The following is a 25,339-nucleotide window of genomic DNA, read 5'->3' as shown; positions in this document are numbered from 1 at the left end:
AGCGCGTCCGGTGGTGCAGACGTCCGACGGAGGGCCTGCGTTCGGGCCGCGTGATCCATGCGCGGAGCACGTCGTCGCCGATCGGGTCAACAGAACGACGAGGGTCCGCCCCAGCCGCCGACCCAGGCCGCCACCCAGGGATCGGGTCGGAGCTGGTGGACGCCGTCGGCGACGAGCTGCTGCGTCTCGAAGGCGGCGGGTGTGCCCCAACGTTCCTCACGCCGCCTGGCCCGTCGGGATCGGAGGTGGCCGAGCGACGCGCCGTCCGTGTCGATCAGCTCGACGGTGCCCACGTCTCCGGTGCCGAGGCGGTCGACGAGATCGACGATCCACGTCGGGTCGAGGATCACGATCGGACGGTCGAGCTCCCACGTCACTCGGGCGTCGACTCCGGCTGATGCACGGAGGACGCGCGGGTCTCCCCCGAGCTCCTCCGCTCCGCCGTCCTCGAGGACGAACCGGGCCTGCGGGAAGGCACTGAACAGCGAGTCCGCCGCGACGAACCGAGCGGCCGCCGTATGGGTGCCCCGCAATCGAACGAGAAGATCCGCCGTGTCCGACCACAGCGCCCGCGGCGCGGACCCCGCCACCGGGATCGACGAGAGGAGCCGCATGGTCTGGGCGTTCGCGCGGTCCATGCCTGAGCCGTCGCGCTCGGCCCACTCGGGGCCGTCGTGCCAGGCCACCGCGGTCGGGACATTGGCGAAGACCGCTCCCGCCTGCCACATGCGGTGCGCCCACTCCCAGTCCTCACCGCCGTACGAGGTGAAGGACTCGTCGAATCCGCCGACCTCGTCGAACAGGCTCCGCGAGCATGCGATGACCGCGCCGATCATGAATCGATAGGAACGGTCGTCGGCGTCGCGCAGATCCCGACTGCGCGCGTACTCCTCGGTGAGCCACGCCGGTTCGGCGAGCTCACGGCCGGCGGCCGCCTCGGCGACCGGTGTCTCCGGGGCGATCCCGCTGAAGTCGGCGTGGCGACGCCGCCCCACCGTGACTGCTTCGGGCAACAGGGCGGGGAGCCGCGTGAGCGCGCGCACGTACCCCGGCTCGGGGACCGTGTCGGCATCGAGGAAGCACAACACCTCGCCACTGCTCGCCCGCACGCCCAGGTTGCGGACGGCGGCAAGCCGGAACCCCTGGTCCTCCTGCCGGACGAGGATCACGTTCTCCGGCACCGACACGTCACCCGGGGATCCGTCGTCGGCGACGATCACCTCCAGGAGGTGACGCGGGTAGTCCTGCGCGGCGAGGGCGTGCAGGGTCCGCAGCAGCTCGCCGGGCTGGTCGTAGTGGGCGACGATGACGGAGACGCGCGGCAGCGGATCAGGATGGACGTCGTCGAGCGTGTCCCACCGGTTGCCGACGACCCACGGCTGCGCACTCCCGGTCACGCGTTGCGCCACACGGAGAGCAGGGCCGCGAGTCGGTCGACGGCAGCGGCGACGAACTCAGGGTGGGACGCATACCAATCGGTGTGGGCGACGCGCACCTCGGCGTCGTCCACCTCGACGCCCTCGAGGATCCAGTGGTCGCGGGGCTCGTCCGTCAACGACCAGGCGTCGACGACCTCGGGTGCGAGGGGTGCGCGCACCGCGTTCAGCAGGGGGCGTCCGGGGTCGGTGACGCTGCCAGTGGTGCCCAGGGTTTCGAGGATGCGGGCGCCGAGCGGCAACCAGATCGCATTCCCCGGGTGGTTGACGGTGCGCACGTGGTCGGCGGTCACCGAGTCGAAGAGGTCGGAGACCGGCACGTCGGTCGCGGCCTCGCGTCTCCGCAGTTCCTCGACGGAGGCGCGGCCGATCGCGCGCACGGCGGCCGGCTGGAGCGCAGACGCGACGGGGAGGCCTGCGGCGGCCGCGAGCGTCCGGACGTCGTGGTACGCCACGATCGGCGGGTTCTCCTCGACGCCGGGGACCCGGACGGCAGCCTGGAACGGATGCAGGCCCCCGAAGCGCACCGGCGTCACCGTGAGCACACGGCCGCTCGTGGAGGCTGCCACCTGACGCGTGCCGAGCGGCAGACCGTGGTAGTCGTCCCGAACGGGTTGCGACACCACGGTGTGCGCGGCGCCCACCACTTCGTGCAGCCGCTCCGCATCCTCGGGGGTCATCTCATGCACGGCAGGCACGCGCACGAACCTGCGGTCCGGTGCATCCATGACGGTGCGCAGGGATTCCGCCTGGCAGTTGCCGAGCACCACCCCGAAGTCCGTCGGCAGGGGCGCGAGTCCGTAGAACTCCGCGTAGTGCCGGCGGCGTGCATCGACCGGCGACCCTGCGGGCGCAGCGGTCGTACCCGGTTCCGGGGTGTGGCTCATGCGTCGACGGTATACCGTCGCCGAGCGTGACGCGGCCCTGCCGCATCGGGGTTGCGCCGGGACGCCGAGGTCTGCGATCAGCGCCGGACACGCGCGTCCGCACCGCGCTCGATCGGGCTGGCACGGCGCGCTGGCGGCACGGCGTGGCCTCATGACGGTGATGACGGTCTGCAAGAATGGGCACATGTCGTCCACCCGCTCGACCCGCACCCTTCGTGGTGTGGTCGCCGCGGCGTTCTCGACCTTCGTCGCACTCCTGTCGCACGTCGCCGGCGGCGGCACCATGCCCGGCGTCCTCGGTGTCGTCGTGCCTCTCGTGTTCTCGACGCTCGTCTGCGTCCTGCTTGCGGGCAGACGGCTGTCGATCGTCCGTCTGTCCGTCTCCGTCGCGGTGAGTCAGGTCCTGTTCCACACGCTCTTCGTCCTCGGCACCGCCCAGGGCACCACCTCGACGGCGACGCCGAGCGGACACCTCTCCCACGGATCACCGGTGATCCTCGACACGTCGTCCATGCCGATGATGCACGACGGGCACGCCGGTGCCGGCATGTGGTTCGCCCACCTCGTCGCCGGCCTCGTGACCATCGCCGCGCTCCACCGAGCTGAGACGCTGCTGTCGACGGCCGCAGCCATCACGGAGTTCGTCCTCGCACGGCTGGTGCCCGCGGTCCTCGCAGCTCTGGCGTCGCCGGTGCTGCCCGCCCGGGTGCTGCCGCAGCGTGACGTGCCGATCCTGCGCCCACTCGGCGTGTATCCGGAGACGACCGCCTTGCGCGGGCCTCCGGCGCTGTCCTTCCTCTGAGATCACGGCACGACCTCGCCGAGCTGCACGCTCGGTCGACGGTCACCGCTGCGTGCGCATAGGACGCTTCCTCGACGACGACGCTTGAACCACGGTCGTCCCGATGCGCCGTGCACCGGCGGAGTGCCACCATTTCCGCCGCTCGGTCCTGCCCCGGCGCCCGTTCGGGTGCGGTCGCGGGCTCACCGGGTGAGCTGTGCCGCTGGGTTCGTCCACTCGAGCCCGCGGGGAAGGAGCCACCTCCTGTGGCCGAAACAACCATTCCGTCGAATGCGCCCGAAGCCGATCCGAGCGGTCAGCGAGGCCCGTCGCCCGTCCTCGTGCCGATCCGTGCACCTGAAGCCGTCATGCTGGCCGCGTTGCCGGTGGCGGTCGTCGTGGCGCTCTCCGCGCTGCAGTTCACCGGTGCGTTCACGACCGGCACGCTCCTGTCGGATCCGGGGGTGATCGTCACTCGCGGTCTGCCGGTCGCGAGGGTCGTCCACGATGCGGCCGCGTCGGTCACGATCGGCCTGCTCATCGCTGCGACCTTCCTGCTGCCAGGACAGCGGATTCTCCCGGGTGTCGTGTCGTTCTCGCAGTCGAAGGCGATCCGCTGGGCGGCCTGGGCGGCCTCCGTCTGGCTGGCAGCGGGAATCGCGGTGCTGGTGTTCACCGCGGCGAACTCCATCGGCGTACCGGTGTCCTCACCGACGTTCGCGAAGACCTTCCTGTTCTACGCGACGGAGTTGGAGCTCGGGCAGACCCTGGTGTTCTCGCTCGCGTGCGTGCTGGTGGTGTTCTGCATCGTGCTCCTGGCCCGACGCCTGGCGTGGATCGCGGCCGCGAACGCGATCGCCGTCTTCGCACTACTTCCGCTGTCCTTATCGGGTCACGCGGCAGGCTCCGACGAGCACGGCAACGCGGTCAACTCGCTCGCGATCCACCTCATCGGCGTCACCGCCTGGGTCGGCGGTCTCGTGGCCGTGATCATCCTTCGTCGGAAGGTCGGCGATCAGATCGGCGCGGTCGTCGCACGCTACTCGGTGCTCGCCGGTTGGGCGTTCGGGGCGGTGGCCTTCTCCGGCGTCGTGAACGCCTCGCTGCGACTCGCGGGCCCGATGGATCTCCTGACCCCGTATGGGCTGCTCCTGGTCGCGAAGACCGTCGCGCTCGTGCTGCTCGGACTCGCCGGCGTGTGGCACCGGCTCCGGCTCATCCCCCGGCTGCAGGCCGAACCCGGGAAGCGGTCGACGTTCATCCGGCTCGCGGTCGTCGAGGTCGTCGTCATGGCGGTCACGATGGGCGTCTCGGTCGCGTTGTCGCGCAGCCAACCGCCGGTGTCGCAGGAGCCGGTCGCCGACGACGTCCGCCGCCGGCTCCTCGGGTTCGCCTACCCGCCGGAGGTGACCCCGCTGCGGATGTTCACCGAGTGGCACGTCGACTGGATGTGGGCCGGCATCGCCGTGGTCGGTGCGGCCTGGTATCTGTGGGCGTTCCGTACGCTCCGGCGCCGCGGCGACGCCTGGCCCGTGGTCCGCCTGATCGCCTGGCTGGCCGGCTGCGCGGCGCTGTTGTACGCGACCAGCGGTGGCCTCGCCGTCTACGGGCAGATCCACTTCAGCACGCACATGCTGCAGCACATGGCGCTCATGATGATCGTGCCGCCGCTGCTCGTCCTGGGCGGCCCGATCCTCCTCGCCCTGCGAACCCTGCCGAGTCGCACCGACGGAGGCCGAGGTCTCCGGGAGTGGATCCTCGCCGTCGTGCACTCGCGGTACCTGCGGCTGCTGTCCAAACCGGCCGTCGCAGGAGTGCTCTTCGCCGGGAGTCTGGTGGTGTTCTACTACACCGGTTGGTTCGAGTGGGCGATGCTCGCCCACCAGGGTCACATCCTGATGACGGTGCACTTCCTCGCCACCGGGTACCTGTTCTTCTGGGTCCTCATCGGCATCGACCCGGGCCCGAACCGTCCGGCCTACCCGTTCCGGATCATCCTGCTGCTCGCGACCCTCGCCTTCCACGCCTTCTTCGGACTCGCGATCATGTCCAGCGCAACCGTGCTCGCGGAAGGGTGGTGGACCGCGCTCGGATACACGAACACCGCGGCGCTCCTCGCCGATCAGGCGGTCGGCGGCGGCATCGCGTGGAGCGTCGGCGAGATCCCCGCCGTCCTCGTCGCCCTCATCGTCGTCTCCCAATGGGTGCGGAGTGACGAACGTGCCGCGAAACGCTACGACCGCCGTGCCGACCGCGACGGGGACGCGGAACTCACCGACTACAACGCCCACCTCGCACGCATCAACGACCACGACCAGGCCCATCGAAAGGACCACCCGTGACCACACACGCACCGACCCGCCTCAGACGCCTCGCAGTGCTGCTCACTGCATGCGTCCTGGCGGTCGCCGGCATACTCACGCTCGGCGCCGCCCCCGCGTCCGCGCACGACCAGCTCCTCGCGAGCACGCCCGGCGACGGAGCAGCGCTCGACACCTCGCCGACGGAAGCGACCCTGCAGTACTCGGACAGCGTCCTGACGATCGGCGCGATCGTGCTGCTCGTCGACCAGGACGAGCACAACTGGATCACCGGCGAGCCGATCCTGAACGGCTCCGACGTCACCGCACGCATCGAAGACACGCTCCCGACCGGTGCGTACGAGATCCGCTGGCGCGTCGTCTCCGCAGACGGCCACCCCATCAGCGGCCTCATCCCCTTCACCGTCGGCGGTGCGACACCGGCCGATCGCGCCCCTGCGACGTCGACCCCCACACCCACCGCAGCGGCTCCAGTCGCGGCAGACCTCACAGACAACACCTCCCCCACAGATAACGCCTCGGCACTTCGGCCTGCGCTGATCGGACTCGGCGGCGCAGCGATCGCCGTCCTCGCGTTCTGGGCGTTCACCGTCTGGCGCAAACGTCGACCGGGCACCACCGCCGGAACGAGATCCCGATGACCGATACCCCGCCGACCTTCCACCATCCCATCCAGCAGCACCCCACCAGGAAAGGCATCACCATGCACGCACGCACCACCAGCAAGCTCCTCGCGCTCACCGCCGCGGCCGTCATCGCGCTGACGGGCTGCAGCACCGCCGCCAGTACCACGGCCGACACGAAGCCGGCAGGCGAATCTGTCGCCATCGAAAACGGCTGGGTCAAGGCCGCCGACGAGGGCATGTCCGCAGCATTCGGGGAACTCGAGAACAGCAGCGACCAGGACGTCACCGTCGTCTCCGCCACCACGAAGGCGTCGACCATGATCGAGCTGCACGAGACGGTCGAGAACGAGTCCGGTGAGATGGTCATGCGCGAGAAGTCCGGCGGATTCACCATCCCGGCCGGCAAGAGCCTGAGCCTGGAACCCGGCGGCAACCACATCATGCTCATGGACCTCGTGAACCCGATCAAGGCGGGCGATGAGGTCACCTTCACCCTCACGTTCTCCGACGACTCCACCTACGAGTTCACCGTTCCGGCGAAGGACTACTCCGGCGCGAACGAGAACTACGAGGGCGGCGACACGGACATGGACATGGGCGGCGACAGCAAGTGACCGAACCTCAGACACCCGAACCGGGCCGGTCTGGCGTCAGCCGGCGAGGGCTCCTCTTCGGAGGGGCCGTCGCCGGCTTCGGTGCCGCGGCGGCCATCGGTACTGACGCCTTACTCAACCGCGGCGGCGACGCACCCGCGACGACGGAGACCGAAGCCGCGTTGAACGGTGAGGAGACCGTCGCGTTCTACGGCACCCACCAGGCCGGCATCGCGACCACCCCGCAGGCCCACGCGACGTTCATCGCCCTCGATCTGCACCCGGAAACCGGTCGTGACGCCCTGCGGCGGATGATGCAGATCCTTACCGACGACGCAGCCCGCCTCACCCAGGGTCTGCCCGCGCTGGCCGACTCCGAACCGGAGCTCGGCACCGTTCCGGCACGGCTCACGGTCACCTTCGGGTTCGGACCCGAGTTCGTCACGCGCGCCGCGGACGCGTCAGCGAAGCCCGTTTGGCTCGGCCCACTCCCCGCGTTCACCATCGACCAGCTCGACCCGGCCTGGAACGGCGGCGACCTGCTCCTGCAGATCGCCGCCGACGACGCCTTCACGGTCGCCCACGCGACCCGGATGCTACTGAAGGACACCCGCAGCTTCGCGTCCGTCCGCTGGACCCAGACCGGCTTCCGCCGTGCGCACGGATCCGAGAAGCCTGGCACGACCATGCGGAACCTCTTCGGACAGGTCGACGGCACGTCCAACCCAGCTCCCGACGGAGACGACTTCGCCGAACTCGTCTGGAACACCGAGGGCTGGCTCGCCGGAGGCACGGGCTTCGTGCTCCGCCGCACCCGCATGAACCTCGACAAGTGGGACCGTGTCGACCGCGGCGGCCGCGAGCAGTCCGTCGGACGCACGCTCGCCAACGGCGCACCACTCACCGGGACCCACGAGCACGACGAACCTGACTTCGACGCCAAGACGAGCATCGGCTTCCCCGTTATCCCCGAGTTCTCCCACATCCGCAGGGCCCGCTCCGAGAACACTGCCGAGCGCATCTACCGGCGCGGCTACAACTACGATCAAGCACCCACCGGCTCCGAGATCTCCAACAGTGGGCTGCTGTTCGTCTCCTACCAGGCCGACGTCACCAAGCAATTCGTGCCCATCCAACAACGCCTCGACCAGCTCGACCTCCTCAACGAGTGGACCACCCCGATCGGTTCCGCCGTCTTCGCGATCCCACCCGGATGCACGGACGGCGGCTACATCGGCGACACCCTCCTCAGCTGACCCACCCGCGCACCTTCGACACCAGCACCGCAGAATAGGGCACCGCATGACCACCATGACCCGGCCACCAGTGGACGAACCCCACGCCGATGGACCACCCCCGAAACCGAACCGCAGCCGTGGATGGTTCCCGCAACTGCTGCTGCGCCTCCACTTCTACGCCGCGATCTTCGTCGGACCGTTCATCCTCGTCGCGGCGACCAGCGGTGCGCTCTACGCCCTGACCCCGCAACTCGAGCAGCTCGTGTACGCCGAGCAGCTCCACGCGCCGGAGGCCGACGAGTATCTGCCGCTCGCGGACCAGATCGAAGCTGCGAACGCGTATACCAAGGATCAGGACACCATCGTCGCCGTGCGCCCCGCACCGAACCCCGGCGACACCACCCGGGTCATGTACGCAGGAACCGGACTCGGAGAGAGTGAGACCCGGGCCGTGTTCGTCGACCCGGCCACCGCCCAGATCCGCGGCGACCTCACCGCGTACGGCACCAGCGGAGCACTGCCGCTGCGCACCTGGATCGACCAGCTCCACCGCAACCTGCACCTCGGCGAGGTCGGACGCCTCTACAGCGAACTCGCCGCCTCCTGGCTCGGTGTCATCGCCCTCGCCGGCCTCGGCCTCTGGATCGCCCGCATCCGCAAAGCCCGCACCAAGAAGGACTTCGTCCGCCCGAACAACCGAGCCAAGGGGTACCGGCGCATCCTCTCCTGGCACACCTCGACCGGTATCTGGCTCCTCGTCGGCGCACTGTTCCTGTCCGCCACCGGCATCACCTGGTCCCAGTACGGCGGCGGCAACGTCGGCACCCTCCGCGCCGCCTTCGACTGGTCCACCCCATCCGTCACCACCGACCTCTCCGGCGAATCCGCAGCGGCAGATGAGCATGCCGGCCACGGGGGCGCCACCGCTCCCACCTCCGATACCGCGGCGGTGACAGCCAACCCAGCGACCTTCGACGCGGTCCTGTCCATCGCCCGGGAGGTCAACGTCAACACGGGCCTCGTCGAGATCAAGCCACCGGCCACCGTCGGCACCGCGTGGGTGGTGCAGGAGATCCAGCGCAGCTTCCCGACCGAAGTCGACGCGGTCGCCATCGACGGACAGACCATGCAGGTCACCGACCGGGTCGACTTCAAGGACTTCAACCTCGCCGCGAAACTCACCCGCTGGGGCATCGACACCCACATGGGTTCCATGTTCGGCCTCCCCAACCAGCTCCTCCTCGTCGCCCTCGCGTCCGGGATCATCGCGATGGTCGTCTGGGGCTACGTCATGTGGTGGCAGCGCAGACCGACCCGCGGACCTGGACGCATCGTCGGCCGCACCCCAGCGCGCGGCGCGATCCGCCGTGCACCCTGGTGGGGCATCGTCGCGGTCCTCATCGTCGCGGCCGGTATCGGGACGCTCCTGCCGCTCCTCGGCCTCAGCCTCGCCGCCTTCGTCGTGGTCGACGTCCTGCTCGGACTCCGAACCCGCCTACGGTCTGCCGAGATCGAGTGATCGCTGAGGAGCGATGAGGAGAGGTCGCGCTGGGTGGATTCAGGCGGTGACGACCGCGATGACGAGCAGCACGACGGTCACCGCGAGCACTCCGAGGGTCACGGCCCGCGTACGGCTCCGGTGCGCCGGCGGCACCGCCAGCGGTAACGAGACTGCCGTGACCAGCCCGGCGAAGAGTGCAATCGGGGTTCCGAAGAGCAGGCTGTAGCCGTGGACGTCGCGGTCGTCCCAGCCGAACCGGCTCGACACCACCATCCAGATCGCCAGCAGCAAGACGATCGCGGCCGCGGCGCCGACGACACCGGCGATCACCCGGAGAATCAGGCTCCACCGGGTGGTCGACCGCCGTGCTTGCGGGAAGGCCATACGGCCACCCTAGAGCGGAAGACGAGGCGCCGGCCAGACCGATGGAGACGGTCGGTCTCTCCAAATCGCCTGAAGCCGCATCCGACTTCGCGTCAGATGACCTCCGCCGACCGACTACGCACGGCGTAGACGGCGGGGGTCACGGAGAACCGGGTGCGGAACGCCCCGATGAAGCTGCTCACCGACTCGTAGCCGACCGCGGGTGCGACGTCCTGTACGGCGGCACCCCGTCCGAGCATGCCCGCGGCGGCATGCAGGCGCACGCGGACCCGCCACTCGCGGAAGGTGCATCCTGTTCCGTCCAGGAACGCCCGGCCGATCGTCTTCGAGCTGACGCCCGCCGCCGACGCCCAATCGTCGAGCCCGCGCGGGTCGGCGGGGTCGGCCATCAGGGCCGACGCGATGGCACGCGCACGCGGCTCACGGGGCATGGCCAACGTCTCGTCGTCACGAGCCGCAGCCGAGAGCAGGTCGATCAGGAGCGACCAGCACCGCCATCGCCGGCGCCCGGTCGGGTCGGCGTCGAGCAGGTGGGCCAGCAGAGCTGCCGACAGCTCGTCGACCCGGACGGTCCGCGCGCCGTTCCATCGTCCGCCCTGGGGGCGCAGCATCGGGTCGGCATAGACGCTGATGAGCTCGCCGGGCTCGCTGAAGCTCATCTCGTGCACCATCCCCGCGGGGATCCAGGCGAGATGCTCTCGCCGCAGTCGCCGGCGATCGCCGAGGACCGACACCTCCATCGAGCCGGAGCTCATCCACGCGAGTTGGTCTTCGCGGTGCGAGTGCTCGTCGAACCGCGTCGTCGCGTCGACCCGCGAGCGGGAAACCCGGAACTCCCCCGATGTCCCTTCGGCGTCATCCAGCGGGCCGAGGAGCTTGATCCCGCCGTCCGAGTGATCGCGACCAGACATCCAGCTGTCTCCATTCGACAAGTCCTGTCCGCTCAGCGCGATAGCGCGAAGCGATTAGGCAAGGCTAACCTGACTGTCGTCATCCCGCCAGCCGAACCGATGAAGGACCCCATGATCGTTCCGAAGCACCACCGCGCCCCGAGCGCGAGGACCGCTCGCCTGCTTGCCGCGGTGAGCGCTCTCGCCCTCGTCGGTGTCGCGCTCTCCGCCTGCTCGAGCGCCGCGTCGACCACCGCCGAGAACCCGAACTACACGACCGAGCCCAGCGACTCGTTCCCGGTGACGATCGAGCACGAATACGGCGAGACGGTCATCCCGTCGGAACCGCAGCGGATCGTCGTGGTCGGCCTGACCGAGCAGGACATCCTCCTCGAACTCGGCGTCACACCGATCGCGACGACGGAATGGTACGGCGAACAGCCGTATGCGGTGTGGCCGTGGGCGACGGATCTCCTGGGCGATGCCGAGCCGACCGTCCTCAGCACGACCGATGGGTTCGAGTACGAGAAGATCGCGTCACTGCGGCCGGACCTGATCATCGGGACGAACGCCGGCATGACCGAGGAGAACTACGGGAAGCTCGCGGAGATCGCGCCGACCGTGACCAATGAGGAGGGCGCGGGGCTCTACTTCGCGGACTGGCGGGACCAGACCAGGATGGTCGCCCAGGCAGTGGGTCGGTCGGCGGAAGGCGAGGCGCTCATCACGGGCGTCGACGATGCCTATGCGGCGGCGGCAGCAGCGCACCCGGAGTTCGCGGGCCTCACCGCGACGTTCTCGCAGGGTGGGCCGTGGGACGGCAACCTGTGGGTCTACCCCGACGGCCTCAACACCGACTTCCTGACGGACCTCGGGTTCACGATCACGCCCGGGTTGCAGCAGTACGTCCCGAGCGAGGGCGGACAGGCGCAGATCGCCGCGGAGAACGTCGGCGTCATCGATGCTGACGTGATCGTCTTCGCCACGGAGTCAGCGGATGCCGTCCAGGAGGTGCTGGGATTCGGCACCACCTCGAGCCTCGACGCCGTGACCGGCGGGCACGCGGTCTTCACCGACGGCGAGCTCGCCGGCGCGATCTACTTCCTCACCCCACTCAGCCAGAAGTACGTCCTCGAGCAGCTGGTGCCGCGCCTGGTGGACGCCGTCGCCGGCACAGCTCCGCAGAGCGTCGACGGCTGACCCGTCGGTGACCTCGCGCACCCCTCGCGGGCGCCGTTCGCTGGGGCTCGGCATCGCGGTCGCGGCACTCGCGACCGCGATCCTGCTCAGCGTCCTCGTGGGGTCCCACCCCGTGGGCCTGATCGACGTCTGGCGGGCACTCACGACGCCCGATGGCTCCGTCACCGATCTGGTCGTCCTCGATCTGCGGATCCCCCGCACCGTGGCCGGGCTCGTCGTCGGTGTCGGGCTCGGCGTCTCGGGAGCACTCATCCAGGGCCTCACCCGAAATCCCCTCGGTGATCCGGGCATCCTCGGCGTCGACGCGGGCGCGGCACTCTTCGTCGCGATCGGTGTCCTGCTCGGCGCACGCACACCCGTGCAGTACCTGCCGTTCGCGTTCCTGGGAGCCCTCGTCGTGACGGCACTCGTCTACGTGATCGGCTCGGCAGGACGTGGTGGCGCGGATCCGGTCCGGCTGACCCTCGCTGGCGTCGCCCTTGCTGCGGTACTCAGCGGCATCACGACCGCGATGATGCTCCTCGACCCGGTCACGTTCAGGCAGCTCCGCGGGTGGAACGCCGGGTCCTTCGTCGAGCGCGGCTTCGACGTCATCCTGCCGGCGCTCCCCTTCGTCGTCGCGGGCGTCGTCATCGCACTGTTCAGTGCTCGATCGCTGAACGCCCTGGCGCTGGGCGACGATCTCGCCTCCTCACTCGGCACGCGCCTCGTGACCACCCGCGTGCTCGCGGTCGTGGCGATCACCCTGCTGGCGGGTGCGGCGACCGCGATCGCCGGACCGGTCGGCTTCGTTGGCCTCATGGTGCCCCACATCGCGCGCTGGATCGTCGGCCCCGACCAGCGGTGGATCGTGGCGTACTCGATCCTGATCGCGCCGGCCGTGCTGCTCACCTCCGACGTGATCGGTCGCGTGATCCTCTGGCCGAGTGACGTCCCGGTCGGAATCGTCACCGCGTTCATCGGTGCGCCCGTGCTGATCCACCTCGTGCGGCGCGCGAAGGCGAGCGCACTGTGACAGGCGTCGAGACGGGACCGCGCACGGTCGTGTGGCGTCGGCGCTCGCTCTCCCTCCGTGTCCGGGTGCGCACGATCGTCGTGTGCGGCGTGTTCTGCGCAATCCTCTGCGCACTGGCGTTGCTCGCACTGTGCCTCGGCGATCTGCCCCTGTCGGTCGACGAGGTGGCGTCGACCTTCCTCGGCCAGCCGGGCGGTCTGGTGCAGACGGTGGTGCTCGAGTGGCGCCTCCCACGGGTCCTCGCCGCGCTGCTCTTCGGCGGGGCCCTCGGGCTCTCCGGTGCGATCTTCCAGTCCCTCACCCGCAACCCGCTCGCAAGCCCCGACATCATCGGGCTCACCGCGGGGTCGTACGCGGGCGGTCTCATCGTGATCATCGTGATCGGCGCGGGCGCAGGGTCGGCCGCCGTCGCGGGTGGCGCCATCGGCGGCGGGCTGATCGCCACAGCGCTGGTCTACCTCCTCAGCTACCGTCGAGGCGTCCAGGGCTTCCGTCTCATCGTCGTGGGCATCGGCATCTCCGCCATGCTCGAAGCGCTCAGCTCCTACCTTGTACTCAGGGCGAAGCTCGAAGTCGCGATGCTCGCCACCGTGTGGGGCGCCGGCTCGCTGAACAGCGTGGGTTGGGCGCAACTCCTCCCCGCCGCAGTCGTGATCATCGCCGTCATCATCGCCCTCGGTCCGCTCGGCGGATCGCTCCGACAGCTCGAGCTCGGCGACGACGCGGCGAAGGCCCTCGGATCGCGGGTCGAACGTTCGCGGCTCGGTCTCGTGGCGTGCGCCGTCGCGCTCACCGCTGTCGTCACGGGCGCGGCCGGACCCATCGCGTTCGTCGCCCTCGCCGCCCCGCAGATCGCGCAGCGGATCACCCGCACCGCCGGCATCGCACTGGTGCCGTCCGCCCTCCTCGGTGCGCTCATGCTGCTGGCATCCGACATCGTCGCGCAGCACCTGCTGCCGACGTCGCTGCCGGTGGGGGTCGTCACCGTGATCGTGGGTGGCGGTTACCTCGTGTGGCTGCTCGTCCACGAGATCCGCAGGCGTTCGTGATGATGCGTCGAAGGTTCCGTCCCTCGGGGTGGTTCCGGCTTCCCCAGCGCTGACCGCGCACAGTCGCCGGCCTCGCCCACGCTCGCCGGGGTCGATGAGCCGACATGGCGGAAGCGACGGCGGGAGCGAGGCTGCTACCATCTCGCAGGTCTGCGTTCGCGTCGCCACCCGGGTCGTGACCGGGGTCAGGGACGTGCTCATGCGCAGCGGGGCGTGAGGAGTCGCAATGAGCATGGAGAGCGCGGCCTGGAGCTCGCTGTACAAGATCTCGACCGCCAAGGACGGCAAGCACGGCATCTCCCGTGAGTCCGTGCGGCGCATCATGACGTTCGCGGTGCCCTACCGGTCCAAGCTGCTGGTCTTCATCGCCCTCTCCGTCGCGGGAGCGTTCCTCGCGGTCGCGACGCCGGTCCTCGCCGGCCAGGTGGTCGACGTCATCGTCGCCCGGGGCGAGGTGGCCACGATCGTCCGCCTCGCCGTCGTCATCGCCCTCGTGGCCGTCGCCGACGCCGCCGTGTCCCTCGTGACGCGATGGTATTCGGCGCGGATCGGCGAAGGCGTGATCCTGGACCTCCGCACGGCCGTCTTCAACCATGTGCAGCAGATGCCGATCGCGTTCTTCACCCGCACACGGACGGGCGCGCTCGTGAGCCGCCTCAACAACGACGTGATCGGCGCGCAGCAGGCCTTCAGCGGCACGCTGTCCGGCGTGATCACGAACCTCGTGGCCCTGATCCTCACGCTGATCGTCATGCTCAGCACGTCCTGGCTCGTGACGGTCCTCGCCGTGGTGATGCTGCCCATCTTCCTGATACCCGCGCGCCGCATGGGTAGCCGTCTTGCCGCGCTGCGTCGCGAAGCCGCCGACCACAACTCGGCCATGAGCACGCAGATGACCGAGCGCTTCTCAGCGCCCGGTGCCACGCTCGTCAAGCTGTTCGGCCGACCGGATCAGGAGGCTGAGGAGTTCCGCGTCCGTGCCGCCCGCGTCCGCGACATCGGCGTCCGGACGGCGATGCTGCAGTTCGTCTTCTTCACCGCGTTGATGCTCGTCTCCGCCCTCGCGCTCGCCCTCGTGTACGGCCTCGGCGGCTTCCTCGCACTCGCCGGACAACTGGACACCGGTGAGGTCGTCACCCTGGCGCTCCTCCTCACCCGCCTCTACGCACCGCTGACCGGCCTCGCCAACGCTCGGGTGGAGATCATGAGCGCGGTGGTCAGCTTCGAGCGCGTGTTCGAGGTGCTCGACCTCGAACCGCTCATCCGGGAGAAACCCGACGCCGTCACCGTCGCCGATGGTCCGGTGTCCGTCGAGTTCGACGACGTCCACTTCGCCTACCCGTCGGCGGACAAGGTGTCCCTCGCCTCTCTGGAAGAGGTTTCGACGCTGGACACCCGCGGCGGCGAGGAGGTGCTGCACGGCGTCTCCTTCCGGATCGAACCAGGGCAGACCGTCGCCCTCGTCGGCTCGTCAGGAGCGGGTAAGTCCACGATCGCGCAGCTGCTGTCGCGGCTGTATGACGTCGACGAGGGCGCCGTACGTCTCGCGGGGACGGACGTCCGCGATGTCGCCTTCGCCTCCATGCGGCACACCCTGGGCATGGTGACGCAGGACGGCCACCTGTTCCATGAGACCATCCGCTCCAATCTGCGCCTCGCGCGTCCGGAGGCGTCCGAGGACGAGGTGTGGGACGCCGTCCGCCGCGCGCGGCTCGAACCGCTCATCCGGTCCCTGCCGGACCAGCTGGACACCATGGTGGGCGAGCGTGGCTACCGACTGTCCGGTGGTGAGCGTCAGCGGATGACCATCGCACGACTGCTCCTCGCCCAGCCGCGCGTCGTCATCCTCGATGAGGCGACAGCGGCGCTGGACTCGACCTCGGAGGCCGCCGTGCAGGCGGCGCTCAGCGAGGCGCTCGAGGGCCGGACGGCGATGGTCATCGCGCACCGGCTCTCGACCATCCGCAGCGCGGACCTGATCCTCGTGGTCGAGGAGGGCTCGATCGTGGAGAGCGGTACGCACGAGGAGCTGCTCGCCGCCGGTGGGCGGTACGAAGAGCTGCACCGGACACAGTTCGCCGTCCAGAAGAACCTGGCAGCGGATGAGGAGACACCGAGCGGGACGTGACAGCGGAGCACAGTCACGACACCCCGCTCACTCACGCCGAGTTCGCCCAGTCCCACCCGCACGGTCCATGGGAAATCCCCTCCCAGCCTCGACCACACCACCCCTACCCAGATGCCGATCAGCCGATGCGAGGGCGGAGACCAGACACGTCGTCGCTCCCTCTCGCTCCCGATCGCACCAAGTCGCCGCTCCTCAGGGCGTCGAAGCGCTCATCTCCGGTCGGCTTGGCTCAGGCAGGACGAGTTGCGCGATCATCCCCCCGCTCGGTCGCGCGGTCAACGTCAGCTCACCGTCGTGTGCGTCGACGATCCTCGCGACGATCGCCAGACCAAGACCACTGCCTCCCCCGCTTCGATGGGTCCGCTCCTCCTGTCGGGCGAAGGGATGCATCAATCGTGGGATCGAAGCAGGGTCGACGCGCGCACCGTCGTTCTCGATCGCCAGGGTGGCTGCCGCTCCCCCGTGCAGGGTGACCGTCAGGATGCCGCCGTTCAGGTTGTGGACGACAGCGTTGCGGATGAGATTCGTGACCAACTGCCGCAGGAGCGCCTCGTGTCCGACCACTTCAACCTCGTCGAGGCGGAGTCGCAGCCGAAGTCCACGTTGCGATATCTCGGGTTCGAGGAGTGCGATCGTGTCGGCGACGACGGATCTGAGCGGCACATGGCTCGTCGCGAGCTCGTTCTCTGCCGACGCCAGGTCGAGGAGGGCTTCGGTGATCCCGATCATCCGGTCGTTCACGAGCAACAGCCGTGAGAGCAGGCGGTCGGTGTCCGGATCACGCGGTGTCTTCTTCGCGACCTGCAGCATCACCCGGGAGGCCGCGAGTGGTGTGCGGAGTTCGTGTGAGGCGTTGGCGGCGAAGCGAGATCCGTCGGCGAAGCCTGACTGCAGGCGGTCGAGCAGGGCGTTGAACGCGACGATGACCTCCTGCGACACCGCCCCCGGCGTTCCCCCACCGAGCCGCGCGCGGGTGCGGACCGTCATGTCGATGTCACCGACAGCGGCGAGCGCTCGACGCAGGGGTGCTTCCGCGCGTCGGCCGATGAACCAGCCGAGGAGTCCGGCGGTGACGACCGAGATCAGCATGATCGGTGCTGCAACCCAAGACAGTGCCATCGGATCGGGGCCGACGGACATCGAGCCCTCAACCAGGCCACCGCCGGTCGAGATGAATCCACCGGAGGCGGGGTCGTAGGTGGGGGACGGTGTGGGGACCATCACCGGCACCACGGTCGACGCACCGAGCGTGAGGCTGAACGCCAAGAGGAGCGCTACCTGACCGACGAACATGCCCAGCGCGCAGAGGATCCCGATCCGGACGGGTGCCGTGAACCTCCGCCAGAACGCGATCACGACCGGCTCCCACCGTCGTCGAGGCGGTACCCGACGCCCGGGACCGTGTGGAGCACCGGCGGGGTGCCGAGCTTCTTCCGCAGGGTGGAGACCGTCACGCGGATCGCGTTCGTGAACGGGTCGGCGTTCTCGTCCCACGCCTGCTCGAGCAGCCGCTCCGCGCTGACCACGCCACCCCGGGCTCGCATGAGCACTTCGAGCACGGCGAACTCCTTCCGTGTCAGGTGCAGGTATCGACCCGCGCGGTAGGCCTCCCGCCGGAACGAATCGAGCCGGAGGTCAGCCATCATCAGCACCGGTGGCGTCGCGACATGAGCCCGGCGGTACAGTGCCAGGACGCGCGCGACGAGCTCGTCGAACTCGAACGGCTTCGTGAGGTAGTCGTCGGCGCCGAGGGACAGCCCGTCGACCTTGTCACCGAGGGTGCTCGACGCCGTCAGCATCAGGATGCGCGGCGGGTGCTCGCGTCGGATCAGTTCCGCGCACACCTCGTCGCCGTGCACGACCGGGATGTCGCGATCGAGCACGACCACGTCGTACTCCACCAGGTCCGCCGCGTCGAGCGCACGTCGACCGTCCCCGACGACGTCCGCAGCGATTGCCTCCTGTCGGAAGCCCGTCTGCACGGCTTCCGCGAGGAACTCGTCGTCCTCCACGATCAGCACTCGCATGGGACTCCTTCCGGTGTGGTCATGTGGGACAACCTCACCACACCGGCCTCTGGCGAGCATAAGGTCCTCGGCAGACACCGTCGCAACACTTGAGGGGCTGTCATCGGATGACCCGGATGCCCGACCACCGGGAAGAGGATCACCATGCCAGCACCCGACCGCCCGTCCACGGACCATCCACCACGACTCGACTCGCTCACGGGCCTCCGGGCGCTCGCCGCCGGCACGGTCTTCGTCTACCACCTGCACACCCTCGGGGTGTTCACTGGAACCGGGCAGAGCGTCCTGACCGCGATCGCCGGCGGTGGGGCTTCCGCGGTGTCGCTGTTCTTCATCCTCTCCGGCTTCGTCCTCGCCTGGTCCCATCGCCCCGGAACCCCGACCCGGGTGATCTGGTGGAACCGGTTGGTCCGCATCTGGCCCCTGCACCTCGTCGCATTCGCTCTGGCGCTCCTCGTCGCGGCGACGGTGTACCCGGCGATCCGAACCGTCGACCCACTCGCAGCACTCGCGAACCTGTTCCTCGTCAGCGCGTGGCGCGCGGACTGGTGGCAGGCCGGCAACCCGGTGAGCTGGTCTCTGGTGTGCGAAGCCTTCTTCTATCTGCTGTTCCCGATCATCATGCGCTTCCTCCTCCGGCTCCCCCGCGCCTCCGTGTTCGGGGTGACGGCCGTAGCGATCGCGCTCATCTGGATCCTGCCCGCCATGATCCCGGTCGTCGCTCCAGAGCTCAGCGCGTACAGCAATCCGGTCCTCCGAATGCCTGAGTTCGTCCTCGGCCTCGCCCTCGCGGTCCTGATGCGAGAGCACGGCTGGCGAGGGCCGCGACTCTCCATCGTCATCCCGATCGCACTCGCCGGATATGTCGCCGCGACAGTCGAGGCGGGATCGCCGTTCGGGGCCGCCGCCTGGACGGCCGTCGGGTTCGGACTGCTCATCGCGGCCCTGGCACGTGCCGATCAGGAGGCCAGGAACACCTGGCTCGCAAGACGGGCCGCTGTGTTCCTCGGCGACCGGTCGTTCGCGTTCTACCTCGTGCATCTCCTCGCACTGCAGGTCTTCGTCGGACTGCAGCCGCAGCTACCGAGCACGATCAGCGGCAACCCGTACATCGCGGCCGTCGTCGCAGGAACAGCGGCGTTCCTGCTCGCGTGCGTCATGCATCGCGCCGTCGAACGCCCTGTCGTCGATGCATTCCGTCTGGCGACATCGTAACCTCAGACGCCGTCGGTCCCGACGCGATCGGCATGACTCTCCCCACTCCCGAGATGCAGGGGTGGCTTGCCGGCTGCAGCGTACTTGCCCAGACCGCCCGAGTCCGCGTCAAGCGTCGCCGGACGCAGTCAAGAGCTCGGGTGGTGTGTCGATGAACGTGACCGCCTCATGGTTGTCCACGTACGCCGCGTGCAGGCGGTTCGCCTCCTGGATCTGGTCTCGGACTCCGGCACGGATCGGTGCCTCGGTGATGGTAACTCAGAACAGCTGCGCGTCCGGCAGTTCCATGTGGAGGTCCTCGGCGTAGGTGATCACCTGATCCACCACGTCCTCACCGCCCTTGCTGAAGAACGGGAGCCGGCTTATGTCGTTCGACCCCGCGTAGACGACCACCGCCCGGGGATTGAACGGGATGACGAGTCGATCGACGGCCTCCCCGGTACAGCCCGTCAGCAACGCCGTCCGGTCCTTCGAGCGTTCATCCTCCGATCGTGTACCGCCCGAGTACGGTTGCTCCGTCCGAGCCCGTATGCGGCTCGACTACTGGAGACGCCTCCGCAACAACAGGACCGCGCCGCCCGCGAGCAGGCCGGCGGCGACGACACCGGCTCCGCCGAGCTGCCAGCCCGTCAGCGCCAGGTCCCCGTCAGCGGAGGGTCGTGCGGTGGTCGATGGTCGCGGCGACGCGATCGCCCCTGCTCCCGGACCGTCCGAGGGTGGGGCGGCGGTCGGCGTGACCGTCGGAGGGACGGGCTCGACCTGAGCGCCGGGCACCGACCAGGTTCCCGCGGCGAACGTGACGGGCAGGGTCGCCGCCGTGACCACCGACGACGGGATGCCCGACTCGAGGACGAGGCACTCGAGCGCGAGGGTCGCGTCGCCCTGTTCGACGCCGCCGTCCACGACCTCCTGGAACGAGATGGCCATCGGCACCTCGACCGGCTGCCCGGCGGCCACCGCGACGGTCGGAGAGGTGACGACGGTGCTCCCTCCCGCTGTCACGGAGAGTCGGGCGGCGTCGTCCGCATCGGCTGGGCAGCCCGCGGCGAGCACCGCGGAGCCGAACGACGGGACGGCGCGCGCGTCACCTGACGTGACCGCGGCTCCGGCAGTGTCGCGCAGCGTGAGTGGTGCCGGCGCCGATGCGGCGACGGCAGCACCGGCGCCGGCGATGCAGAGGACCGCGCTGGCGCTGAGAGCTGCCGTGACGAGCAGGGCGCGGCCTGCGGTACGGAACGGAGAACGGTGGATGACGGGGACAGTGGAAGACATCGGGACCTTTGGTGGGTGCGGTGGGCCTCCGGGACGGGGATACCCGGCGACGCCAGGACTCTCGCCCACGCAGATGAATGGGTCGTGAACGCCGGGCGTCATCCATCGCACCGGCCGTTGGCCCGAGGTTCACCTCCGCTGCCTACGATCGGCGCGTCCGTCCGATGAAAGTGATGCCATGCCCTTCGATCCCCGCCCCGAGCAGCCCGCGCCCGTCACCGGCGCGTCCTCCGCGCCTGAGTTGAGCCGGGGCGCATCGGCCCCGTCCGGCCTCTCACGCCGGTCCTTCCTGGGAGCTTCCGTCGCGGCAACGGTCGCAGTGGGAGCGACCACCCAGGGGCTCGGGAGCGCGGCCTCTGCCCAGGCCGCGCCGATGCCGTCCGAGTCGGCAGTCGTCGACCCGGAAGCGCTCTCCTGGCTGGTGTTCGACCACCACGTGCACTCGGTCTACTCGCACGACGCCAAGTACCCGATGACGACGATCCTCGACCAGGCGCAGCGCTTCGCCGTCGACGCGATCGCCTTCACCGAGCACAGCAACAAGGGGCACGCCAACGTCGGCGGGGTGTTCAACGCGGCCCGCGAGATCGACACCGCGCGGGCGGCTCGACCCGACATGCTCGTGCTGCAGGGGCTCGAGTGGTACATCCCGGGAGCCGAGCATGCGACCGTGCTGGTCGCCCCCGGGCCCCAGACGACCCTCGTGCTGCGCCGCTTCGAGCTCGACCACGACGGCAAGCTCAACGGATGGGAGAAACCTCGCCCCGGCACCGAAGACGCCGCCGAGTGGCTCGTGCACGCGACCGACGGGATCGCCTGGCTCGGCGCCCAGAAGCGTGCAGGCGTCATCGACGACGTGATCGTCCTGGCGAACCACCCGAGCCGCCTCGGCATCGACTCGCCCGGGGAACTCCGTGCCTGGCAGGACGCCGACCCCGACGTGTTCGTCGGCATGGAGGGCGCTCCCGGCGCCCAGGCCGGGGCGATCGCCGCGAACGCGACCGAACGTTCACGGCGCGGCGAGTACGAGAACACCCCCAGCGAATTCTCGTTCCCCGGCTACCCCGCGGAGGCCTATCTGACGCACGGCGGCTTCGACTGGACGACGGCCGTCGTCGGCGGCGTGTGGGACTCGCTCCTGAGCGAGGGACGGCGCTGGTGGATCACCACGAACAGCGATCTGCACCTCAAGGAGTCCGACGCGACACGCGTGGGAGACTTTCCGACCGGCCCGGGCTGGGAGTCCGGGGCGACGCTCGCGAACTTCAACCGCGCCGGCCGTCGGCCCGACCCCATCGCCACGGACGCGCCCCAGAACGGCGCCGACTTCTGGCCGGGCGAGTTCAGTCGGACGCACGTCGGGGCCGTCGACCGGTCGTCCGCCTCCCTGCTCGACGCGATCCGCGCCGGCCGTGTCTGGGTCGACCACGGGCACCTCGTCGCCGGACTCTCCGTCGTGCTCCGTGCCACCGACCAGCCGGAGACCGGCGTCACCTTGGGCGGGACACTCACCGTCGCAAGCGGCACCGCCCTCGAGCTCGTGGTCGACGTCACGCCCACGACGACGCCCACCTCGCGGGGCACGACGCCGAGACTCGCGCACCTCGACCTGATCCGAGGGCGCGTCACCGGGCCCGTCGCCGACCGTGACGAACAGCGCGCACCCGGCACCCGAGTCGTCGAGATGCTCGACGTCACCGACCGCAGCGACTCCCCGTTCCGTGTCGTGGTGCCGCTCGAGCCGGCCACTGAGGACGGCTACGTCCGCCTTCGCGGCAGCGATGGCCAGGTGCACGGGGTCGGTCCGCTCGGCGCCGAGGTCGACCCGCGGGCACCCCAGCCGTACCCGGTCTCCCCAGCCGACCCGTGGGCCGACACCTGGCTGTACACGAATCCGATCTTCATCAGCGTGCGCTGAGCCCAGCGACGTCCTGTCAGCTCACGAGCCAGCCGCGCGGACGACCTCGTTCGTCGTCTGAATCACCGCGAATTCCTCGTGCAAGCTGGCCAGGGCGGCGTCGTGCAGCTCGGTCGCAGACCACCGCCGCCCATCGGGACCGAGTCGCTCGAACGTCGCCGTCGCATCACTGACGATGGTGACGTGGAAACCGAGGTTGGCCGCCATGCGGGTTGTGGTGGACACACAGTGATCGGTCGTCAGGCCGCAGATGACCAACGAGGAGATGCCGGCGCGGCGCAGCTGCACCTCCAGATCAGTGCCGATGAACGCGCTGTTGACGGTCTTGACCACGATCGGCTCCCCCGCGATTTCGCGAGCCTCCGGCTTGACCTCGTAACCGGGCCCACCCAGCGAGAACAGTTGGCCCTCGCTGGCGCTCTGATGTCTGACGTGGAACACCGGTCGACCGGCCAGGCGCCAGTCGCTCAGCAACATCCCGACGTTCGATTCGGCATCGTGGTTGTTGCGTTGCCCCCACTGTGGATCGTCGAATGCCTGCTGGACGTCGATCACGAGGAGTGCGGTCCTCTCCCGGGCGGTCACTGGATCGTTCATGCTTCCACTGTGCAGCGAGCCCGCTGGCGATGCCATGTCCATCGCGCCAGAAGGCCCCCATTTCCGGACAAAGCACCGAATGCGGCCCCTAGGCTCGCCGGCATGACCGACCAGCCGAACGTTCCCATCAGCCGTGAAGAAATCGAGGCCAAGTACAACACCAACACGCCGCGAGAGCGCTACTCCAATCCATACTTGCGAACGATGGGATTGACGGCCGCCATTCTGGGGGCGATCGGTCTGCTGGTCACCGCTGCAACGTTCTCGAGCTACAGCGGCGCGGCCGGCGGTCTCACATCGATCGTGGCAGGACTGACCATCGCCGTGTTCTGGCTGCTCGGCGGCGCCGTCGTGCACGCCGTTCGATCACTCCACCAAGCGCCCAGAACACAGCGCGCAACCGAACAACCGGACTAGCGCGCACGGCGCCCGCCGGGCGCTGAGCATCGGCACGACGGCTGCGGGTCGACCCGCAGTTCCTCGCCTGTGGCGGGCGACTTCACGTCAGGTTGACGCGCATTCAACGACGGTCGTGTCGTCGATGACCGCTCGCACGTGGGGGTCATCAGCACAGCTTGGCTACGCCTCGCGCCCGCGGACCGTCTTCTCGAGGCGGCTGAGGTCTAGCACCCCACGCTCGGTGAGGCGAACCGCTCGCGAGTCGGGGCGGCGGGTGATCCACTGCTGTGTTTCCATCGCCTCCAGGATTTGGGCTCCAACCTGGCCGGCGACGTGAGCGCGGCGCCCGGTCCAGTCCAGGCATCCTCGTGACCACGGCCGTGGACCAGAACCAGGATGCAGACGGAGCGACTCCACAACGGGGCCGGCCGGGAACGGTGACGGGGCGTTTCCCGTCGCCGCGGTGCGGATGCTCGAGAGGATGCTTGCGTGGACGAGCAGGTCCGTGACGCGCAGGCCGAGATCCCCGGCGAGATGGTCGTAGCAGGTCCGCGCCTCCCGGAGATCGGCCGAGACTCGGTGCTGTCGGAAGGACTGCACGACCGTGCGAGGGGCGATGGCCTGGAGCGCCTCCACCGCCCAGGCGACCTCGTCGTTCGTCAGACGGAAGAAGCGGTTCCTGCCCACCCGATCGACCGTGACGATGCCTGCGTCGAGAAGTACCCGGAGATGCTCGCTGGCGGTGGAGGCTGAGACGCCGGCAGCCCGGGCGAGCTCCCCGGCGGGGATGGCACGGCCACCGAGCAGAACTGTCACGATCCGTCCGCGAGCGGGATCACCGAGTGCTCGCGCCGGCACCGAGATGTCCGCGTCGCCGGTCACGACCCGGCCGTTTCGAGCGCTCGGCGGGCAACGACGACATCGTCCACGAGCAGCACCTTGCGGTTGTCATGGTCGCTGTACTGGCCGTGCAAGACCACACCGGCCCCGGCGAGCCGCGCCATCATCCGGCCGAGCGCGCCCGGCGCATCAACGTCGAGATCGACCACGAGCACTTCCCGCACGAGCACAGGCCCGAGCGCGATCTCACGCAATACCTCCCCAGCGCGAGCCCCCTCAGCTACGAGATAGTGCGCCACTCCCGACCACAGGCCCCCGCCCTCCAAACCGATGCCGGCCGCACCCAGTGCGCGTCCGATCGCCGCGAGAGAGGAAGCACCGTCCGGGGCCGGGATCTCGATGTCGAACATCACCGCACCGTGATCTCGGGTTCGAGGGTGACGACGGCGGTGAGGCTGTTCGCGATGTAGCACTGCCGGTGGGCTTTCTCCAGGAGTCGCTCCACCACGGCCGTCGTCGTGCCCAGGGCCACGATCGTCGGTCGAAGCACGATCTCGGTGAGCCGCATCGGCCTCGCGTCGTCCGGCATGATCCCGGTCGCCGCGTCCCGGTAGTCGATGATCTCAACGCCCGCGTGGGCGGCGACCGCGAGGAACGACAGCAGCTGACACGAACTCGCCGCCGCCACCAACAATTGCTCAGGGTTCGGCAGCGCACTGTCGCCTCGGAACTCGGCCGCTGCGCTCAGGTCGATCGACGAATCCCCCAACCGCACCTCATGGCGCCGGCTGTAGGTCTCGTAGGCGTCGGTCCGCCCACTCCACGTCACGGTCGAGGTGTAGTTGTGCGTCGTCATGCCACCACGCTAAGACGCGAATGCTTCGGCAAGTGCCGAAACAACACCGCTACGGCGTTCGGTGGTTCGCGGGAGAACTCGGTGTGGCGGTCGCGTTCTGCGTTGTTTCCTGGCTGCTGTGTTTCCTCCGCACAGCAGGTCACGACGCATTCACTCACATCTGATC

The 25,339-nt window shown here is 69.3% G+C and carries 25 protein-coding genes; 13 read left to right on the top strand and 12 right to left on the bottom strand.

Annotated features, from left to right (window positions below; translation table 11 throughout):
• Positions 1-86 precede the first annotated feature (86 nt).
• Together B9Y95_RS04485 and B9Y95_RS04480 are read right to left on the bottom strand one after the other, a co-directional pair.
• Positions 87-1,397 (bottom strand): glycosyltransferase family 2 protein, encoded by a 1,311-nt coding sequence (locus tag B9Y95_RS04485; protein ID WP_234993959.1) that lies wholly within the window; start codon positions 1,395-1,397, stop codon positions 87-89.
• Complete coding sequence (locus tag B9Y95_RS04480) at positions 1,394-2,323, bottom strand: WcbI family polysaccharide biosynthesis putative acetyltransferase (protein ID WP_085510756.1); 930 nt, start codon at positions 2,321-2,323, stop codon at positions 1,394-1,396. The genes B9Y95_RS04485 and B9Y95_RS04480 overlap by 4 nt, the downstream gene beginning before the upstream one ends.
• Before the next feature lie 184 nt (positions 2,324-2,507).
• Here B9Y95_RS04480 and B9Y95_RS04475 point away from each other — a divergent pair, with 184 nt between their 5' ends.
• The 6 genes from B9Y95_RS04475 (at position 2,508) to B9Y95_RS04450 (ending at position 9,401) form a co-directional block, all read left to right on the top strand.
• On the top strand, positions 2,508-3,125 hold the full coding sequence (locus B9Y95_RS04475) for a hypothetical protein (RefSeq protein WP_085510755.1): 618 nt from the start codon (positions 2,508-2,510) through the stop codon (positions 3,123-3,125).
• A gap of 245 nt (positions 3,126-3,370) precedes the next feature.
• A complete protein-coding gene (locus B9Y95_RS04470) occupies positions 3,371-5,446 on the top strand; it encodes a bifunctional copper resistance protein CopD/cytochrome c oxidase assembly protein (protein ID WP_234993958.1) in 2,076 nt (691 codons plus the stop codon).
• Complete coding sequence (locus B9Y95_RS04465; protein WP_085510754.1) at positions 5,443-6,066, top strand: copper resistance CopC family protein; 624 nt, start codon at positions 5,443-5,445, stop codon at positions 6,064-6,066. The genes B9Y95_RS04470 and B9Y95_RS04465 overlap by 4 nt, the downstream gene beginning before the upstream one ends.
• Entirely contained in the window at positions 6,063-6,665 is a 603-nt protein-coding gene (locus B9Y95_RS04460; protein ID WP_234993957.1) for a copper chaperone PCu(A)C, read from the top strand. Before B9Y95_RS04465 ends, B9Y95_RS04460 begins: the two co-directional genes overlap by 4 nt.
• Positions 6,662-7,900 (top strand): Dyp-type peroxidase, encoded by a 1,239-nt coding sequence (locus tag B9Y95_RS04455; RefSeq protein WP_085510753.1) that lies wholly within the window; start codon positions 6,662-6,664, stop codon positions 7,898-7,900. The genes B9Y95_RS04460 and B9Y95_RS04455 overlap by 4 nt, the downstream gene beginning before the upstream one ends.
• A gap of 46 nt (positions 7,901-7,946) precedes the next feature.
• Entirely contained in the window at positions 7,947-9,401 is a 1,455-nt protein-coding gene (locus tag B9Y95_RS04450; protein WP_085510752.1) for a PepSY-associated TM helix domain-containing protein, read from the top strand.
• A gap of 39 nt (positions 9,402-9,440) precedes the next feature.
• Here the strand turns inward: B9Y95_RS04450 and B9Y95_RS04445 are convergent, their stop codons facing one another.
• Both B9Y95_RS04445 and B9Y95_RS20265 read right to left on the bottom strand, forming a co-directional pair.
• A complete protein-coding gene (locus B9Y95_RS04445) occupies positions 9,441-9,767 on the bottom strand; it encodes a hypothetical protein (RefSeq protein ID WP_143736326.1) in 327 nt (108 codons plus the stop codon).
• Between the two features lie 92 nt (positions 9,768-9,859).
• The gene (locus B9Y95_RS20265) at positions 9,860-10,678 is read right to left on the bottom strand and encodes an AraC family transcriptional regulator (RefSeq protein ID WP_123539709.1); all 819 of its coding nucleotides are present in this window, start codon (positions 10,676-10,678) and stop codon (positions 9,860-9,862) included.
• 111 nt (positions 10,679-10,789) lie between these two features.
• On the opposite strand from B9Y95_RS20265, the gene B9Y95_RS20260 reads away from it, so the two are divergent.
• The 4 genes from B9Y95_RS20260 (at position 10,790) to B9Y95_RS04425 (ending at position 16,049) form a co-directional block, all read left to right on the top strand.
• A complete protein-coding gene (locus B9Y95_RS20260) occupies positions 10,790-11,857 on the top strand; it encodes an ABC transporter substrate-binding protein (protein WP_123539708.1) in 1,068 nt (355 codons plus the stop codon).
• Between the two features lie 7 nt (positions 11,858-11,864).
• A complete protein-coding gene (locus B9Y95_RS04435; RefSeq protein ID WP_200811347.1) occupies positions 11,865-12,872 on the top strand; it encodes an iron chelate uptake ABC transporter family permease subunit in 1,008 nt (335 codons plus the stop codon).
• Positions 12,869-13,921, top strand: coding sequence for a FecCD family ABC transporter permease (locus B9Y95_RS04430; protein WP_085510749.1), 1,053 nt, complete (start codon positions 12,869-12,871; stop codon positions 13,919-13,921). Before B9Y95_RS04435 ends, B9Y95_RS04430 begins: the two co-directional genes overlap by 4 nt.
• Before the next feature lie 226 nt (positions 13,922-14,147).
• On the top strand, positions 14,148-16,049 hold the full coding sequence (locus tag B9Y95_RS04425) for an ABC transporter ATP-binding protein (protein ID WP_085510748.1): 1,902 nt from the start codon (positions 14,148-14,150) through the stop codon (positions 16,047-16,049).
• Positions 16,050-16,241: 192 nt separating this feature from the next.
• Here B9Y95_RS04425 and B9Y95_RS04420 read toward each other — a convergent pair whose 3' ends face one another.
• Together B9Y95_RS04420 and B9Y95_RS04415 are read right to left on the bottom strand one after the other, a co-directional pair.
• The gene (locus B9Y95_RS04420; RefSeq protein ID WP_085510747.1) at positions 16,242-17,405 is read right to left on the bottom strand and encodes a sensor histidine kinase; all 1,164 of its coding nucleotides are present in this window, start codon (positions 17,403-17,405) and stop codon (positions 16,242-16,244) included.
• A complete protein-coding gene (locus B9Y95_RS04415; protein WP_085510746.1) occupies positions 17,402-18,076 on the bottom strand; it encodes a response regulator transcription factor in 675 nt (224 codons plus the stop codon). Before B9Y95_RS04415 ends, B9Y95_RS04420 begins: the two co-directional genes overlap by 4 nt.
• Before the next feature lie 144 nt (positions 18,077-18,220).
• On the opposite strand from B9Y95_RS04415, the gene B9Y95_RS04410 reads away from it, so the two are divergent.
• The gene (locus B9Y95_RS04410; RefSeq protein WP_085510745.1) at positions 18,221-19,291 is read left to right on the top strand and encodes an acyltransferase family protein; all 1,071 of its coding nucleotides are present in this window, start codon (positions 18,221-18,223) and stop codon (positions 19,289-19,291) included.
• A gap of 258 nt (positions 19,292-19,549) precedes the next feature.
• Here the strand turns inward: B9Y95_RS04410 and B9Y95_RS04405 are convergent, their stop codons facing one another.
• Both B9Y95_RS04405 and B9Y95_RS04400 read right to left on the bottom strand, forming a co-directional pair.
• Entirely contained in the window at positions 19,550-19,747 is a 198-nt protein-coding gene (locus tag B9Y95_RS04405; protein ID WP_085510744.1) for an SGNH/GDSL hydrolase family protein, read from the bottom strand.
• 84 nt (positions 19,748-19,831) lie between these two features.
• Positions 19,832-20,563, bottom strand: a complete 732-nt coding sequence (locus B9Y95_RS04400) for a hypothetical protein (protein ID WP_085510743.1) — start codon at positions 20,561-20,563, stop codon at positions 19,832-19,834.
• Between the two features lie 178 nt (positions 20,564-20,741).
• Here B9Y95_RS04400 and B9Y95_RS04395 point away from each other — a divergent pair, with 178 nt between their 5' ends.
• Positions 20,742-22,481, top strand: coding sequence for a PHP domain-containing protein (locus tag B9Y95_RS04395; protein ID WP_085510742.1), 1,740 nt, complete (start codon positions 20,742-20,744; stop codon positions 22,479-22,481).
• Between the two features lie 21 nt (positions 22,482-22,502).
• On the opposite strand, the gene B9Y95_RS04390 is transcribed toward B9Y95_RS04395, so the two are convergent.
• Positions 22,503-23,036, bottom strand: coding sequence for a cysteine hydrolase family protein (locus B9Y95_RS04390; RefSeq protein WP_200811346.1), 534 nt, complete (start codon positions 23,034-23,036; stop codon positions 22,503-22,505).
• Between the two features lie 144 nt (positions 23,037-23,180).
• Between B9Y95_RS04390 and B9Y95_RS04385 the strand changes: the two genes are divergently transcribed.
• Complete coding sequence (locus B9Y95_RS04385; RefSeq protein WP_085510741.1) at positions 23,181-23,495, top strand: hypothetical protein; 315 nt, start codon at positions 23,181-23,183, stop codon at positions 23,493-23,495.
• 162 nt (positions 23,496-23,657) lie between these two features.
• Here the strand turns inward: B9Y95_RS04385 and B9Y95_RS04380 are convergent, their stop codons facing one another.
• Genes B9Y95_RS04380 through B9Y95_RS04370 form a run of 3 tightly spaced genes read right to left on the bottom strand, consistent with a single transcriptional unit; the run spans position 23,658 to position 25,173 of the window.
• Positions 23,658-24,359 (bottom strand): ArsR/SmtB family transcription factor, encoded by a 702-nt coding sequence (locus B9Y95_RS04380; protein WP_085510740.1) that lies wholly within the window; start codon positions 24,357-24,359, stop codon positions 23,658-23,660.
• Positions 24,356-24,727 (bottom strand): hypothetical protein, encoded by a 372-nt coding sequence (locus B9Y95_RS04375; RefSeq protein WP_085510739.1) that lies wholly within the window; start codon positions 24,725-24,727, stop codon positions 24,356-24,358. The genes B9Y95_RS04380 and B9Y95_RS04375 overlap by 4 nt, the downstream gene beginning before the upstream one ends.
• On the bottom strand, positions 24,727-25,173 hold the full coding sequence (locus B9Y95_RS04370) for an OsmC family protein (RefSeq protein WP_085510738.1): 447 nt from the start codon (positions 25,171-25,173) through the stop codon (positions 24,727-24,729). Before B9Y95_RS04370 ends, B9Y95_RS04375 begins: the two co-directional genes overlap by 1 nt.
• Positions 25,174-25,339 lie beyond the last annotated feature (166 nt).

It is taken from the genome of Plantibacter flavus (assembly GCF_900177615.1).
Taxonomy (GTDB): Bacteria; Actinomycetota; Actinomycetes; order Actinomycetales; family Microbacteriaceae; genus Plantibacter; species Plantibacter flavus.
The sequence above is the reverse complement of the archived record's forward strand: the minus strand, read 5'-3'. Positions and strand labels throughout refer to the sequence as shown.